Source organism: Sphingomonas sp. S6 (assembly GCF_043498045.1).
Taxonomy (GTDB): domain Bacteria; phylum Pseudomonadota; class Alphaproteobacteria; order Sphingomonadales; family Sphingomonadaceae; genus Sphingomonas.
On sequence record NZ_JBIEOE010000005.1, the window covers coordinates 68,260 to 82,897 of the forward strand.

The 14,638-nt window shown below is 68.7% G+C and carries 16 protein-coding genes and 1 other RNA gene; 10 read left to right on the top strand and 7 right to left on the bottom strand.

Translation table 11 applies throughout. From position 1 onward, the window contains the following. Positions 1-42: 42 nt before the first annotated feature. Both recJ and ACGVWT_RS10150 read right to left on the bottom strand, forming a co-directional pair. Entirely contained in the window at positions 43-1,797 is a 1,755-nt protein-coding gene (recJ, locus tag ACGVWT_RS10145) for a single-stranded-DNA-specific exonuclease RecJ (protein ID WP_315462462.1), read from the bottom strand. A gap of 100 nt (positions 1,798-1,897) precedes the next feature. Continuing rightward, on the bottom strand, positions 1,898-2,167 hold the full coding sequence (locus ACGVWT_RS10150) for a hypothetical protein (RefSeq protein ID WP_315462461.1): 270 nt from the start codon (positions 2,165-2,167) through the stop codon (positions 1,898-1,900). An 83-nt stretch (positions 2,168-2,250) separates the two neighbouring features. On the opposite strand from ACGVWT_RS10150, the gene ACGVWT_RS10155 reads away from it, so the two are divergent. The 3 genes from ACGVWT_RS10155 to ACGVWT_RS10165 are packed head-to-tail and all read left to right on the top strand — an operon-like array spanning position 2,251 to position 4,411. Continuing rightward, positions 2,251-3,912: a DNA polymerase III subunit gamma/tau gene (locus ACGVWT_RS10155; RefSeq protein WP_315462460.1), complete on the top strand. Its 1,662-nt coding sequence runs from the start codon at positions 2,251-2,253 to the stop codon at positions 3,910-3,912. Continuing rightward, the gene (locus ACGVWT_RS10160) at positions 3,909-4,232 is read left to right on the top strand and encodes a YbaB/EbfC family nucleoid-associated protein (RefSeq protein WP_018251134.1); all 324 of its coding nucleotides are present in this window, start codon (positions 3,909-3,911) and stop codon (positions 4,230-4,232) included. Before ACGVWT_RS10155 ends, ACGVWT_RS10160 begins: the two co-directional genes overlap by 4 nt. Beyond that, positions 4,232-4,411, top strand: coding sequence for a hypothetical protein (locus tag ACGVWT_RS10165; protein ID WP_017977875.1), 180 nt, complete (start codon positions 4,232-4,234; stop codon positions 4,409-4,411). Before ACGVWT_RS10160 ends, ACGVWT_RS10165 begins: the two co-directional genes overlap by 1 nt. A 281-nt stretch (positions 4,412-4,692) precedes the next feature. On the opposite strand, the gene ACGVWT_RS10170 is transcribed toward ACGVWT_RS10165, so the two are convergent. Beyond that, positions 4,693-5,349 (bottom strand): alpha/beta hydrolase, encoded by a 657-nt coding sequence (locus ACGVWT_RS10170; protein WP_043059448.1) that lies wholly within the window; start codon positions 5,347-5,349, stop codon positions 4,693-4,695. A 133-nt stretch (positions 5,350-5,482) separates the two neighbouring features. Between ACGVWT_RS10170 and ACGVWT_RS10175 the strand changes: the two genes are divergently transcribed. The 5 genes from ACGVWT_RS10175 (at position 5,483) to ffs (ending at position 8,582) form a co-directional block, all read left to right on the top strand. Then, entirely contained in the window at positions 5,483-6,499 is a 1,017-nt protein-coding gene (locus tag ACGVWT_RS10175) for a cysteine desulfurase family protein (RefSeq protein WP_394426372.1), read from the top strand. Then, positions 6,496-7,557, top strand: coding sequence for a cysteine desulfurase family protein (locus ACGVWT_RS10180; RefSeq protein ID WP_315462458.1), 1,062 nt, complete (start codon positions 6,496-6,498; stop codon positions 7,555-7,557). Before ACGVWT_RS10175 ends, ACGVWT_RS10180 begins: the two co-directional genes overlap by 4 nt. Then, positions 7,554-7,862: a 2Fe-2S iron-sulfur cluster-binding protein gene (locus tag ACGVWT_RS10185; protein ID WP_315462457.1), complete on the top strand. Its 309-nt coding sequence runs from the start codon at positions 7,554-7,556 to the stop codon at positions 7,860-7,862. The genes ACGVWT_RS10180 and ACGVWT_RS10185 overlap by 4 nt, the downstream gene beginning before the upstream one ends. 248 nt (positions 7,863-8,110) lie before the next feature. Next, positions 8,111-8,443 (top strand): hypothetical protein, encoded by a 333-nt coding sequence (locus ACGVWT_RS10190; RefSeq protein ID WP_315462456.1) that lies wholly within the window; start codon positions 8,111-8,113, stop codon positions 8,441-8,443. A 41-nt stretch (positions 8,444-8,484) separates the two neighbouring features. Then, positions 8,485-8,582: signal recognition particle sRNA small type (gene ffs / locus ACGVWT_RS10195), an RNA gene on the top strand. Between the two features lie 202 nt (positions 8,583-8,784). Here the strand turns inward: ffs and ACGVWT_RS10200 are convergent. The 3 genes from ACGVWT_RS10200 to ACGVWT_RS10210 form a co-directional block, all read right to left on the bottom strand. Continuing rightward, a complete protein-coding gene (locus ACGVWT_RS10200) occupies positions 8,785-9,465 on the bottom strand; it encodes a 2OG-Fe(II) oxygenase (RefSeq protein ID WP_315462455.1) in 681 nt (226 codons plus the stop codon). 83 nt (positions 9,466-9,548) lie between these two features. Next, on the bottom strand, positions 9,549-10,514 hold the full coding sequence (locus tag ACGVWT_RS10205; protein WP_315462454.1) for an RcnB family protein: 966 nt from the start codon (positions 10,512-10,514) through the stop codon (positions 9,549-9,551). 137 nt (positions 10,515-10,651) lie between these two features. Then, positions 10,652-11,197: a (2Fe-2S)-binding protein gene (locus ACGVWT_RS10210; RefSeq protein ID WP_315462453.1), complete on the bottom strand. Its 546-nt coding sequence runs from the start codon at positions 11,195-11,197 to the stop codon at positions 10,652-10,654. 77 nt (positions 11,198-11,274) lie between these two features. On the opposite strand from ACGVWT_RS10210, the gene ACGVWT_RS10215 reads away from it, so the two are divergent. Both ACGVWT_RS10215 and ACGVWT_RS10220 read left to right on the top strand, forming a co-directional pair. Then, entirely contained in the window at positions 11,275-12,075 is an 801-nt protein-coding gene (locus ACGVWT_RS10215; RefSeq protein WP_315462452.1) for a class III extradiol ring-cleavage dioxygenase, read from the top strand. Positions 12,076-12,174: 99 nt separating this feature from the next. After that, positions 12,175-13,467 (top strand): sugar MFS transporter, encoded by a 1,293-nt coding sequence (locus tag ACGVWT_RS10220; RefSeq protein WP_043059443.1) that lies wholly within the window; start codon positions 12,175-12,177, stop codon positions 13,465-13,467. 1 nt (position 13,468) lies between these two features. Here the strand turns inward: ACGVWT_RS10220 and ACGVWT_RS10225 are convergent, their stop codons facing one another. Continuing rightward, a complete protein-coding gene (locus ACGVWT_RS10225) occupies positions 13,469-14,587 on the bottom strand; it encodes a CaiB/BaiF CoA-transferase family protein (RefSeq protein ID WP_315462451.1) in 1,119 nt (372 codons plus the stop codon). Positions 14,588-14,638: the final 51 nt, after the last annotated feature.

Below are 14,638 nucleotides of genomic sequence, written 5' to 3' on the forward strand. Positions count from 1 at the left end.
GGCGGTTAGGGGAGGCGGGGCTGTCGGTCAAGCCTCTTTTCATCAATCCGCCCAGGCAGCGTCTTCGAGATGCAGTTCGGCGGCGGGGCGGCTGCCCCAATCGTCGATCTTGGCGCGACCGGCGAGCCACAGGCGACGGTGTGGGGCGGCGGCGAGGAGCGCTTGCCCCAGCGCGCTGTCGGCCGCGCGGAAGGCGACCGCCTTGAAGCTGCGGCCGTCGTCGCCCGCGACGATGGCGCGGATATGGCCGTTGCCGACCACGTCCGCCTTGATGATGCGAACCGGGCCGGCGGCGATGCGCGGGGCGGGCCAGCCCATGCCATAGGGGCCGCCGACATCGAGCGAATCGACCAGCGCCGGATTGACGCCGCCGGGGGCGAGCACGGCGTCGACCAGTAGCGCGCGTTCGCCGATGGCGCGGGTGACGGCGGCGGCGAGGCGGTCTTCTAGGAAATCGGCAAAGGCGGCGAGCTGGTCGGCGGCGATGGTGAGGCCCGCAGCCATCGCATGGCCCCCGCCGGCGACGAGTAGGCCGCGCTCCTTGGCGGCGAGCACCGCGGCGCCCAAGTCCACGCCGGCGATCGACCGGCCCGATCCCTTGCCAACGCCGTGTTCGTCGATCGCGATGACGATCGCGGGGCGGCCGAGCTTTTCCTTCAATCGCCCGGCGACGATGCCGATGACGCCGGGGTGCCAGCCCTGGCCGGCGACGACGGCGACTGCGCGGTCGCTCGCGATCATCGCGTCGGCGGCCTCCTGCACGCCGCTTTCGATCAGGCGGCGCTCGTCATTGAGGCGGTCGAGCTCCTCGGCGATGGTGCGGGCTTCGGTGGGGTCTTGCGTGGTGAGCAGACGTACGCCGAGGTCGGCCCGGCCGACGCGGCCACCCGCGTTGATGCGTGGACCCAATGCGAAGCCGAGGTCGCTGCACGTCGGCGCGCGAGTGAGGCGCGACGCCTGGATTAGCGCGTCGAGGCCGATGTTGCGGCGCTGCGCCATGACCTTGAGCCCTTGAGCGACGAAGGCGCGATTGAGGCCGCGCAATTGTGCGACGTCGGCGACGGTGCCGAGCGCGACGATGTCGAGGTGATCGATCAGCCGCGGTTCGGGGCGGCTGGCGAAGAACCCGCGGCGGCGCAGTTCGCGGATCAGCGCCGCGGCGAGCAGGAAGCAGACGCCGACCGCGGCCAAATGGCCGTGCGCTGCGCCTTCGTCCTCGTCGAGCCGGTTGGGATTGACCAGCGCATGCGCGCGGGGGAGCGCGGCGGCGCATTTGTGGTGGTCGACGACGACGACGTCGACCGGGTGGGCGTGCGCCATGGCGAGCGCATCGAACGCCTGCGCTCCGCAATCGACGGTGACGATCAGCGAGGCGCCTTCGTGCGCCAGGCGGACGAGCGCGTCGCCTGACGGGCCATAGCCTTCGAGCAGGCGGTCGGGGATGTAGGGGCGCGCCTCAATCCCCAGGTCGCGCAGGACGAGGATGAGAAGCGCGGCGGAGGTGGCGCCGTCGACGTCATAATCGCCGAAGACGGCGATGCACTCACGGGCTTCGACCGCGTCGGCGAGGCGGATTGCAGCGCGGTCCATGTCGCGGAAGACCGAGGGGTCGGGCATGAACGCGCGGATCGAGGGTGCGCGGTGCTGCTCCAGCGCCTCGCGTGGGGCGCCGCGGGCGAGCAACAGCTGCGTGACGAGATCATCGGTGCCGAAGCCATCGCGCCCGTCGGCGGCAAGGCTGCGCCAATGCCAGGGCTGGCCGAGAATCGAGTGGGTAACGCCGAGGACGGGGGACATGCGAGCAGGCGTTCCGTAAAGTGGTCGGTCGCGGAGCGCGGCCATCGGTAAATATGAGAGCACGCGGGCGCGGACCAAAGTCCGATGGCGGATGCGCGCGCTATTTGTCCACAGGCATACGATGTCGGAACCACCGATACCAGAGGATTGCGAGCGCAGCCGCCACTCCCGCCGTGCGCGGCAGCCGCGCATCCGCCATCCAAGCGGGCGTTTCGCCGCTCATGCGCGCGATCGCATAACCGATTGCCAGCATGAATGCCCCGAACCGGGCCGGAGCGTTCGGTGCGAACCGGTGAATCGCCCAGTGACCGATTCCCGCCAGCAGTAGCGTCGACAGGAAGGCGTTGAGCAAGTGAGAGGCAAGCGACATGGCGCCAGTCTAGGCCGTGGTATAAATGTGCACCAGCGTCCGCCCTTCGACTTCAACCGCACGCGCTCCTATAGAAGCAGGCGATGGCCGATTCCTTTGACCTTGGCGAACCGCCCCAGCCTGCCGACCAGCCTGCGAAGGCGAATCCCTATCGCGTGCTGGCGCGCAAATATCGTCCGCAGACCTTTTCCGAACTGATCGGGCAGGATGCGATGGTGACGACGCTGGGCAATGCGATCAAGCGCGACCGGCTGGCGCATGCCTTCCTGATGACGGGCGTGCGCGGGGTGGGCAAGACGTCGACCGCGCGGCTGATCGCCAAGGCGCTCAACTGCGTCGGGCCGGACGGGCAGGGCGGGCCGACGATCGATCCGTGCGGGGTCTGTGAGCCGTGCCGCGCCATTGCGGAAGGGCGCCATATCGACGTGATCGAGATGGACGCCGCCAGCCACACCGGTGTCGACGACGTGCGCGAGATCATCGACGCGGCGCGCTATGCGGCGGTCAGCGCGCGTTACAAGATCTACATCGTGGACGAGGTCCACATGCTGTCGAAGAACGCGTTCAACGCGCTGCTGAAGACGCTGGAAGAGCCGCCCGCGCACGTCAAATTCCTGTTCGCCACGACCGAGGTGAATAAGGTGCCGATAACCGTGCTGTCGCGCTGCCAGCGGTTCGACCTGCGGCGCATTTCGGCAGAGCAACTGGCCGAGCATTTCGCCTTCGTCTGCCGTGAAGAGGGCGTCGAGGCGGAGCCGGAAGCGCTGATGCTGATCGCACGTGCGGCGGAGGGCTCGGCGCGTGACGGCCTGTCGATCCTCGACCAGGCGATCGCGCATGCGGGGCTGGAGGGCGGCGGCGTCAGTGCCGCGGCAGTGCGGCAGATGCTGGGCCTGTCCGATCGTGGCGCGGTGCGCGACCTGATGGCGTTGCTGCTGGCCGGCGATGCGAGCGGCGCACTCGCCAGCCTGCGGCGGCAATACGACTATGGCGTCGATCCGCAGTCGGTGCTGAGGTCGCTGCTCGAGACGGTGCACGGCATCACGCTAGCCAAGGTCGGCACGGCGGAGGACCCCGCCCAGCCGGTCGAGGAGCGGCAGGCGCGCAGCGAATGGGCGGCGAGCCTGTCCTTCCCGGCGCTGCACCGGCTGTGGCAGCTGATGCTGAAGGGGCATGACGAGGTCGCCAAGGCGGTGCTGCCGATCGAGGCGGCGGAGATGGCGCTGCTGCGCGTCATTCATGCGTCCAGCCTGCCTGATCCGGGCGAACTGGCGAAGCAGATCGCGAGCGGCAAGATCGGTGGCGCTGCGCCAGCGTCCGCCCCGACGGCACCCCCAGCGTCCGCACCGGTTGCGGTCATCGACGACAAGCCAGCCATGCCGGCGGACTTCGAGGCGCTGGTAGCGATGCTGGAGGACAAGGGGCATCACGCCGTTGCCGCCCAATTGGGCTATGGTGCGCGCGTCGTGCGGTACGAACCGCCCGAGGTGATCCTCAGCGGATCGCGGCCGATGTCTGCGGATACGCTGCGCGATGCGGCCGATGCGCTGAAGCGCGCGACGGGGCAGGTGTGGAAGATAGCCTTGGAGGATGCGCCCGGCGCGCCTACCTTGCGCGAGAAGGACAAGGCCGAGGAAGAGGCGACGCGGCAGGCGATCCTCGCGACCCCGCTGGTACAGGCGGCGTTGGCGGCGTTTCCCGACGCGGAGCTGGAAACCTGGCCCGGTAAACGGAGTGTGGCATGAAGAACCTCGATGAAATCCTCGCGATGGCGCAGAACGTCCAAAGCGAGCTGCAAAAGGCGCAGGACCAGCTCGACACGATCGAGGTCGAGGGCGTGTCGGGCGGCGGTCTGGTGAAGGTGAAGGCGACCGCCAAGGGCCGGATCATCGGCATCGCGATCGACGATTCGCTGATCGAGGTGAGCGAGAAGCAGATGCTGGAAGACCTGCTCGCCGCCGCGTTCAACGATGCGCGGGCCAAGGCCGATGCGGCGTCGGGCGCCGAAATGTCGAAGATGACGAGCGGGCTCCCGTTGCCGCCGGGCTTCAAGCTGCCGTTCTGATGGACGGTCCGCTGGGATCGGTCGCGCGTGCGGCACCGGCAATCGCGATGCTGGGGTGCTTCGCCTGCCTGATCGGCGGCGGGGCGCTGCTGGCGCGGGGCGGCGACCGGAAGAAGGCCGTGCTGTTGTTGGTGATGTCTGCCGTGCTGCTGGGGAATGTGCTGATCTGGCAGATGTGAGGCGGGTGCTCGGTCTTGACGCCTGGTTCAAGCGCTTCGTCACCCCGGACGTGTTCCGGGGCCCACCCGTCCACGCAGGTAGCGGCAGGAGCGTCTAGCCTTTCGCTCGCTGCACGGTGGACCCCTGAACACGTCCGGGGCGACGGAAGGCCAAAGATTGGTGCCGCAATGTAAAGCGGCATGGCGAAGCCCATGCCGTCAGACGGAGCTCTGCTCCGCTGGCCGCGCTGGCCGCGCTGGCGGCAGCGCATTAGCGTGCCGCTATTCCGCTGCCGCCAGCGTCACCGGATCGGCGAGTTCGGGTCCAGCCGCATATCCAGATAATTGTCGACCGAGCGCATCAGTTCGGGCGTCTCGTTCTCGAAGAAGTGGTTCGCCTTCGGGATCGTGTCGTGGTGGATGGTGATGTGCTTCTGCGTACGCAGCTTGTCGACCAGCTTCTGTGTCGCGCCGGGCGTCGCCACTTCGTCCGCCTCGCCCTGGATGATGATGCCCGACGAGGGGCAGGGGGCGAGGAAGCTAAAGTCGTACATGTTCGCAGGCGGCGCGACCGAGATGAAGCCGCGGATTTCGGGGCGGCGCATCAGCAGCTGCATGCCGATCCACGCGCCGAAGCTGACGCCCGCGATCCAGGTGGTCGATGCTTCGGGGTGGAAGCTCTGTACCCAGTCGAGCGCGCTCGCCGCGTCGCTGAGTTCGCCGACGCCATTGTCGAACGTGCCCTGGCTCTTGCCGACGCCGCGGAAGTTGAAGCGCAGCGTTGCGAAACCACGGCGCTGGAACGTCTTGTAGAGCTCCTGCACCAGCCGGTTGTTCATCGTGCCGCCCGCGCTGGGATGCGGGTGCAGGATCATCGCGACTGGTGCGCGGGGGCGGGGAGCGGGGGCGAAACGCCCTTCGAGGCGGCCTTCGGGGCCGGGAAAGATGACTTCGGGCATGGGTCTCGCCACAGATAAGGGGCGCGCGGGTATGCGCAGAATGTTGCGCGCTATATAGGCCGCACACCCGTTTTCGCAATTGGAACGAATCCTGCCCGACCGTCTCTACCTGGATCATGCCGCGACGACGCCGATGACCGCCGCGGCGCGGGCCGCTGTGGCGAAGGGATTCGATCTATGGGCCAATCCGTCGTCGCCGCATCGCGAAGGCCGGGCGGCGCGCGCAGCGCTGGAAGAGGCGCGACGCGCCATCGCGGCGGCGCATGGCTGGCGGGGGGAGACGATCCTGACCAGCGGGGCGAGCGAGTCGCTCGGTATCGCACTGGGGCGGACGACGGCGTCGCGGCGGCTGATGACGGCGGTGGAGCATGATGCCGCCCTGAGGGCCGGGGGAGATGCGGGCGTGGTGCCGGTGGGCGGCGACGGGCTGGTCAATCTCGTCGCGCTGGAGACGATGCTGGCGGCGGGGCCGGCGTTGGTCTGCGTGCAATGGGCGAACAGCGAGACGGGGGTACGCCAGCCGTTGGCGGCGATCGCGGAGCGCGTCCACGCGGCGGGGGGATGGTTGCTCGTCGATGCGGCGCAGATGCCGGCATCGGAGGAATTGGCGGACCTTGCCGACATGGTCGCGCTGTCGGCGCACAAGCGCGGTGGGCCGCCGGGAGTGGGGGCGTTGCTGGTGCGTGATCTGACGCTGCTCCACCCGAGTGGTGGGCAGGAGCGGGGCTATCGGCCGGGCACCGAGAACCTGCCGGGCGTGCTAGGCTATGCCGCGGCGCTGGCCGAGCCGGAGCCGGATCACGGCGCGCTGCGTGCCAAGCTGGACGACGCGATCCGGCGTTCGGGGGGCGAAACGGTCGCTGATGGCGCGCCGCGGCATCCGGCGATCGGATCCTATCGGCTGCGGGGATCGGCGGCGGCGGCGCAGCTGATCCTGCTCGACAGCGCCGGCTTCGCGGTCTCGGCTGGCAGCGCGTGCTCGAGCGGTAGCATGAAGCCTAGCCATGTGCTCGCCGCGATGGGTTGGAGCGCAGAGGCGGGGCGCGAGGTGATCCGGGTGAGCTTTGGCCGCACGACGACTGAGGCGGAGGTCGATGCGTTCATCGCCGCCTGGCGCACCATGGCGAAGCAGATGCGGCGGGCGCCGTGATCTACCTCGATTATCAGGCGACGACGCCGCTGGCCCCCGAAGCGCTGGCGGCGATGCTGCCCTGGCTGGCGGATCAGCACGCCAATCCGCATTCGCCGCATCGTCCCGGCCGAGCCGCCAAGGCCGCCGTCGAGGTCGCACGGGCTCAGGTTGCGGCGCTACTGCCGCCGGGCGGTCGCGTGGTGTTCACCAGCGGTGCGACCGAAGCGCTCAACTGGGCGATCAAAGGAACGCAGGGGCCGGTCGTCACGCTGGCGACGGAACATGCCGCGGTGCTCGATACGGTGCGAGCGTCGGGGCGGTCGGAATCGGTATTGGGGGTCGGCGGGGACGGACTGGTCGCCGCGACGGACGTGTCGGTCGAGGGTGGGCTGGTCGCAGCGATGCTCGTCAACAACGAGATCGGGGTGGTGCAACCGATCTCGGAACTCGCCGCGCGAGCGCATGCCGGGTCTGCGCTGATGCTGTGCGATGCGGTGCAGGGCTATGGCCGCGTTGCGATTCCGGAGCATGTCGATCTGGTCGCGGTGTCGGCGCACAAGATTTACGGGCCGAAGGGGATCGGCGCGCTTTGGATCCGCGATGGCGTCACGCTGGCACCGCTGCTGCACGGTGGTGACCAGGAGGGCGGGCGATCGGGGACGCTCTCGCCCGCGCTTTGCGCCGGCTTCGGGGTTGCGGCGCGACTGATGGCGGAGCGGTGGGACGATGATGCGGCGCATGTCGAACGATTGTGGGCCAGAGCGGTCGAACGGCTGGGTGGGTGGACGATCAACGGCGCGGTCGAGCCGCGCTATCGCGGTAACCTCAATGTGCGTCGCGACGGGCTGGATGTGGCGCGACTGATGTCGGATTGTCGCGACATCGCCTTTTCGGCGGGGTCTGCGTGCGCGAGCGGATCGGGGCGGTCGAGCCATGTGCTGCGCGCTCTGGGTTTCAGCGAATCGCAGGCGCGGTCGAGTATCCGGCTGGGTTGGGGGCGCTATACGACCGAGGACGAATTGGCGCAGGCGCTGGAGGCGATCTCCGCGGCGGCGCGGGCGCAGGGGGTAGTGTGATCCGGGTGCGGTTCATCGGGGCGGACGGCTGCGTACGCGAGGCGAAGGGCGTCGAGGGCGCGCGGCTGCTCGACGCGGCGCAGGCGGATGGGCAGCCGCTGGAAGGCACGTGCGATGGCGATATGGCCTGCGCGACCTGCCATGTGATCGTTGCGGTCGAGGATGCCGACCGCCTGCCTCCGCCGCGGGAGGAGGAGGAAGACCTGCTCGACATGGTGCCGCAGGCGACGCGGACCAGCCGGCTGGCATGTCAGATCCGGTTGAGTGCGGCACTGGACGGGCTGACGGTGCGGGTGCCGGGGTAGGGATTATACCCGTAACCCCGGCCTTGAGCTGGGGTCACGCATCTGTTCGCCGGCCCAAAAAACGGGACCCGGATCAAATTCGGGGTGACGGGTAACGGCGACGTGGCGCATCTGGTCGATGATCCCACCAAAAAGCCCCGTACTTTCCTGACGGTTGGACAACGACGGGTTCAGGGATCGTGCATCGCGGATCGGCGATTGTACGCTCATGCCCGCTTCGGCGGGTTCATGAGAGGGAGTGTTCGATCATGAAGCTTGTCGCTCTATTTGGTGCCGCCGCGCTCGCCGCCGGCACTGTCGTTGTCGCCGCACCGGCTGCGGCCGCCCCCGGCCCGCATGGCTGGCATGGCCCGCGCGGTGGTGGCCCTGGTTGGGATCGCGGCCGCGGCTGGGATCGGGGTCCGGGTTGGGACCGTGGCCCGGGCCGGCATCGTGGCTGGGACCGTCCCGGTTGGGATCGCGGCCAGGGCTGGGGTCGTCCCGGCTATGGTTATGGCGGCTATGGCCGCACCCGCGTCGTCTGCCGGCTGCAGCCGGGCTATTACGGGCCGGTGCGTCGCTGCTTCCGCGTATGGCGCTGATCTGACCACTTGATCCTGCCGCCCGACCCCGCCATATGCGCGGCGGGAGTCGGGCGGACGTGGTCGTCGCCAACCCGGTCAGGTCCGGAAGGAAGCAGCCGCAACGATTTCGCCGCGGGTCGTCCCGGCTCCCACCGCAGCATGCGAGGCATGCTGCGCGGCCGGCGGTGCAGAGCACCGTCCGACGTCATGGCTTCGCCATGACGCTTTTTGTTATATAGCCTTTTGTCGCGGCTTCTTCTTCTGCGCGCCCCGCCTATCCGTGCGCGCGGAAGAAGCGGGGCCCCGGATCAAGGCCGGGGTGACGGAGCATGGGGCAAAGTGCCCGACCGGCCCAAACTTTACCCCCGCTTGAGCCACGATCCTTCGCGGAACCACTTGGTCACGATATATTTCGTGCCCTCCACCACATCCATGCCCTCGTGCAGCGTCAGCGTGTTGGGCGTGCCATCCGGGTTCATGTTGTTCCAGGCGAGCAGCAGCCCGCGGCGGGGCGCGATCTTGAAGCCGGCCTGGGGGAACCAGGTTTCGCCGCCTTCGGCAACGTCGTTGAGGTAGATCATCGCGGTCCACGTCCGCTGCCCGCCCGACGCCTGGATCTGTGGCCAATAGCTTTCGGTGTCGTGAAAATAATCGTGGTGTGCGCGGAAGTGCTGGCCGGGAGCGTAGCGCTGGCCCTGCATCGTCTCGCCCTTCTCGCGCGGCAGGCCAAGCAGGTCGGCGATCGATTCGTCGATCGGCTGCACCTCTGGCGCATAGCGGTTCATGTCGCAGCTTTCGCTGGTGCGAAAATCCGATTCAGGGCGGTCGGATAGCAGCGACGATGGCCGGCGATCCGCGTCGATCATCGCGATCAACGTGTCGCATTGCGCCGCATCAAGGAAATCGAGCTGGTAGAACAATTCGACCCCCGCCACCTCGGCCGCCGTCACCTGCGGATTGGCGGCAAGGCGGTTGGCGACCGCGCGACCCGTGTCGCGGCGTGCGGGCGAGGGGGCGGCGGCTTTCTTGCGGAAGAACATGGCGTGGCGAAAATGCCGTCGGGATAGGGACAAGACAAGAGGCCCGATGTCGCCACCGGGCCTCCCGTCATCCTGCCGATCGATCAGTAGAAGATGCCGTAGACCGCATCGACCACCAGCCCGCTGCGTACGTCGACGAGCAAGGCGTCGTCGTAATAGCGCACCCAGCGGTAGGGGCCGTAGGCTTCGGGCAGGCGATAGACGAAGGGATCGTCGATCCAGTAGCTCTGCGAGAAGAGCAGCGGCGCCAGCGAGATGCCGACCGAGAAGCGGCGGTAGCCATAGCCCCAGCCCGACGGCGCGTAATAGCGCGGCAGGCGGAAGACACCGCGGTTGGCCGCACGCTCGCGCGCCCAGTCGTAGCGCCGGTCGTTGCGCCAGCCCCGATCCCAGTCGTTGCGGCGATCGAACCGGCCGCGCTGGTTCCAGCCCTGATCCCAGCCACGCTGTTCGGTCCAGCGACGGTCGACGTCCTGACGCCGCTGCCAGTCGCGCTGTTCGCGGTCGCGACGCTGCCAATCCTGGCGTTCGCGGTCGCGGCGGTCCTGATCGGCGCGATCCGGTCCAGGGCGGTTCCAGTCGGGGCGGTTCCAGTCGCGATTGGGACCAGGGCCGCGCGGGTCGATGCCCGGGGCGGGCTGGCCGGGACTCTGCCAGTCGGGACGGCGTTCCATACCGGGATCAGGACGATCCGGCCGATCGGGCCGCTGCCAGTCGGGGCGTTGCCCATCGGGGCCAGGGCGCCGCTCCGGGCCGGGCGCGGGGCGTGGGCCGTCCGGGCCATCGGGCCGGTCGCGCCGCCACTGTCCGTCGTTAGGGCCGCCGGGGCGCTCGCCGCGCCATTGTGGGCGCTCCGCCCGGATCTGGGCGTCGACGCCGACCTCGGCCGATAGTGGAGGGCGACCGCCATCGGGGCGTGGGCCACCCGGCGCCTGCCAGTCGCCGCGACGGCCGGGGCCGCCCGGGCCGCGCTCACCCGCCTCCTGCGCCTGCACCGCAACCGGCATCAGCATCGATGCGGCGAGCAACGCCTTGATCACGCTTTTCATGACGAACATTCGTCCTTCCACTGCCGGCGCACGAGCCGGCCCCGATGATGACGCCTGAATGACACACGGGCGCTGTGCCGAAGCTGAATTGGTTCGTCAGCGTTGCGAAAGCTTATGCCCGCAGCGGACCCGTTGGCTTAGCGTGCGGGCGGCGGCACCAGCGCGGGGACGACACGCGCGGCGTCGGCGGGATCGATGCCGGGACGGGCGCCGGCGGGGATCGTTTCCTCGCCCCGCGCGGCACGGGCGGCGCGCTGGATCGCCTCGACCATCCGCGGATAGATGCCGCAGCGGCACAGGTTGCGGATCGCGGTCTTGATCGCCGCTTCGTCGGGGTCGGTATCGCGCTTGAGTAGCACGGACGCTGCCATGATGATGCCGGGAATGCAAAAGCCGCATTGCGGCACATTGGCGGCGATGAAGGCGAGTTGCAGCGGGTGGTTGCGCTCGCGCGACAGACCCTCGATCGTGGTGACGTAGCTGCCCTCGATCGACCCGATCGGCACTTGGCAGGCGAGCGCGGTACGGCCGTCGATATCGACGGTACAAGCACCGCAATGGCCGGTGCCGCAGCCATATTTGGTGCCCGTCAGGTTCGATGCGTCGCGCAGCGCCCACAGCAGCGGCGTTGCAGGGTCGAGCCGATATTCGACCGGCTGGTTGTTGACCGTGAGGCGCGACATGGAAGCTCCATAAGCGAAACGCGGCGTTTCGATCCACAGCGATTGCGGACGGGGCGGCGTGCGGCGATCTTGGCGGCATGACGCTCCCGACGCTTTTCGTGCCGCACGGTGGTGGCCCATGCTTCTTCATGGATCCGAACGGCGGCCCTCCCGACCCGATGTGGCGGCCGATGCAGGCCTATCTCGCCGGGCTGATCGCATCGCTGCCCGAGCGGCCGCGCGCGATCCTGATGGTATCCGGTCATTGGGGGACATTCGATCTGACCGTGCATGTCGGCGAGCGGCCCGGGCTGCTGTTCGACTATTACGGCTTTCCCGAGCACACCTATCGCCTGCGCTGGGATGCGCCCGGCGCGGTCGACGTGGCACGCGCGGCGGCAGACCTGCTCCGCGCCGCCGGGCATGCCGTCGGCGAAGAGGCTCAGCGCGGCTGGGACCATGGCGTGTTCATCCCGATGATGGTCGCCGATCCGGCCGCGGACATCTCGCTCGCCCAACTTTCGCTGCGGGCCGATCTGGACCCCGCCGCGCATATCGCGATCGGTCGGGCGCTGGCGCCGCTGCGCGATGCTGGCGTGCTGATCGTCGGATCAGGGATGAGCTTCCATAATCTGCGCGCGCGGGGGCCTGCGGTGACGCCGATCGCGCGCGAATGGGACGATGCGCTAGTCGCCGCTGTGACCGATCCCGATCCGGCGCGGCGCGCGGCGCGGGTGGCAGCATGGGAGACGCTGCCACATGCCCGCTTCGCGCACCCGGAAGCGGAGCATCTGTTGCCGCTGATGGTCGCGCTGGGGGCGGGCGGGGACGATGCTGCGGTCTGCGACTATCGCGACGTGGTGATGGGCTGGGCCGTATCGGGGTTTCGATTCGGGTGACGGGTATGCCGGGGGACGGCGGTGCGGCTTGCCAGCGACGGCGGCGGGCGCCTATGCGCTGACGATCATAATCTTCCCCCAGGAGAGGCTGCCAGTCCCATGGCCATGCATGTCGACACAACCCAAGCCGCGGCCCGCGGCGATGCCGCGCACGGCTATGACGCGCCCGATCTGCGCATCTTCGTCATCGCGCTGTTCTTCATCTTCGGCGGTATCACCAGCCTCAACGACATCATCATCCCGAAGCTGAAGGAGCTTTTCACGCTCGATCACGCGACGTCGATGCTCGTCCAGTCGGCGTTCTTCCTGGCCTACGCGCTGTTCTCGCTGCCCGCGGCGGCGATCGTCCGCAAGGCGGGCTATATGCGTACCGCGTCGATCGGCCTCGTCACGATGATGGTCGGCTGCCTGCTCTTCATCCCGGCGGCGCAGAGCGCGACCTTCGCGATGTTCCTGGTCGCGCTGTTCGTGCTGGGCGCGGGCATCACGATCGTGCAGGTCGTCGCCAACCCGCTCATTTCGTTGCTCGGCAAGCCCGAGACGGCGTCGAGCCGCCTCACCTTCGCGCAGGCGTTCAATTCGCTCGGCACCACGATCTTCCCGCGCGTTGGCTCGTCGCTGATCCTCGGCGGGCTCGCCAGCGTCAGCGCGGCGTCGCTGAGCGGCGCAGCGCTGGTGACGTACCGGCAGGAAGCATCGCAGGCGATCGTCCACACCTATCTGGGCCTCGCCGTTGCATTGCTGGTGATCGCCGCCGTCGTGTGGACGCGCCGCAACCGCCTGAAGGAAGAGCAGGACCAGACGGGCAGCATCTTCCACGCCTTCACGCTGCTGAAGCGCCCGCGCTTTGCGATGGGGGCGGCGTGCATCTTCCTGTACGTGGGCGCGGAAGTCGCGATCGGATCGGTCATCGTGCTGTATCTGATGCAGGCGTCGGTGTTCGGCATCGGCGATCAGGCCGCCGGCAATTACGTGCCCTATTATTGGGGCGGTGCGCTGGTCGGCCGCTTCATCGGATCGTGGGTGCTGACGCGCGTTGCGCCGGGTAAGGTGCTCGCTGCCGTGGCGACGGGCGCGATCGCGCTGATCCTGATTTCGGCGAACACCACCGGCGCGCTGTCGGGCTATGCGCTGCTGGCGATCGGCCTGATGAATTCGATCATGTTCCCGACGATCTTCAGCCTCGCCAGCGAAGGCCTGGGCAAGCGGGCCGCGGAAGGATCGGGCGTCATCGCCACCGCGATCGTCGGCGGCGCGATCATCCCGCCGCTGACCGGCAAGATCGCCGACGTTACCGGATCGATGCAGTTTTCGCTGACGCTGCCGGCGATCTGCTACGCGATCATCCTCGCCTACGGCCTGTACGCGCGCCGTTCGGCGGTGACGGCCTGAACTACAGGCCGAGGCTTGCGATCTCGGCGGGCGTGAAGCCGAGATCGGCGAGCGTTGCAGCATCGGTCCGCTCGCTCGCCAGCGCGGGCGCCACGGTGGCGCTCGCCGAATAGCGCGGGGCGGGGGCGGGCTGGAGCACGCCGCCCGTCTCGATCAGCGTCTCCCGCGCGACATTATGCGGGTGGGCGGCGGCTTCGTCGAAGTCGAGGACCGGTGCGACGCACGCCTCACTCCCGGCGAAGGCTTCCACCCAGGCGTCACGCGGCCGGGTGTGGAACAGCGCGGCGAGGCCATCGCGCATCGCGGGCCAGGCGGCTGGATCGAACTGACGCTCCCAGAGCGGATCGCTGAGGCCCAGCACGCGGCGGAGCGCGGCGTAGAAGGCGGGCTCGATGGCGCCGACCGCGATCCACTTCCCATCCTGCGTCTCGTACGTGTCGTAGAAGGGCGCGCCGCCATCGAGCAGATTGGTGCCGCGCGTGTCGCTCCACCGCCCCATGCCGCGGAAGCCCCAAATCATGCTCATCAGCAGCGCCGATCCGTCGGTCATCGCGGCGTCGACGACCTGTCCTTCGCCGCTGCGTTGCGCGTGGAGCAGCGCGGCGAGCATGCCAAACGCCAGCATCATGCCGCCGCCGCCGAAATCGCCGACCATGTTGATCGGCGCCGTCGGCTTGTGGCCGGCGCGTCCGAAGGCATGGAGCGCACCCGAGATGGCGATATAGTCGATGTCGTGGCCGGGATCGGTGGCGAGCGGGCCGGTCTGTCCCCAGCCGGTCATTCGTCCGTAGACGAGGCGCGGATTGTCGGCGAGCAGGACGTCGGGGCCGAGGCCCAGCCGCTCCATCACGCCGGGACGGAAGCCTTCGATGAGGCCATCGGCGCTCGCGACGATGCGGCGGACCGCGGCGATGCCCTGGGGCGTCTTGAGGTCGATCGCCACCGATCGGCGCGAGCGCAGCAGCGGATCCTTGGTCGGATCGCTGAACCCCGGCTGATGCCCGCGATCGATGCGGATCACCTCCGCGCCATGGTCTGCGAGCATCATGCCGCAGAACGGGCCGGGGCCGATCCCCGCCATCTCAACGATGCGCAGCCCGGTGAGCGGTGGTGGCGCCATGGATCCTCTCCCTGTGTTTCGGGGGGAGGGTAAGCGGCGCGGCGGACGAGC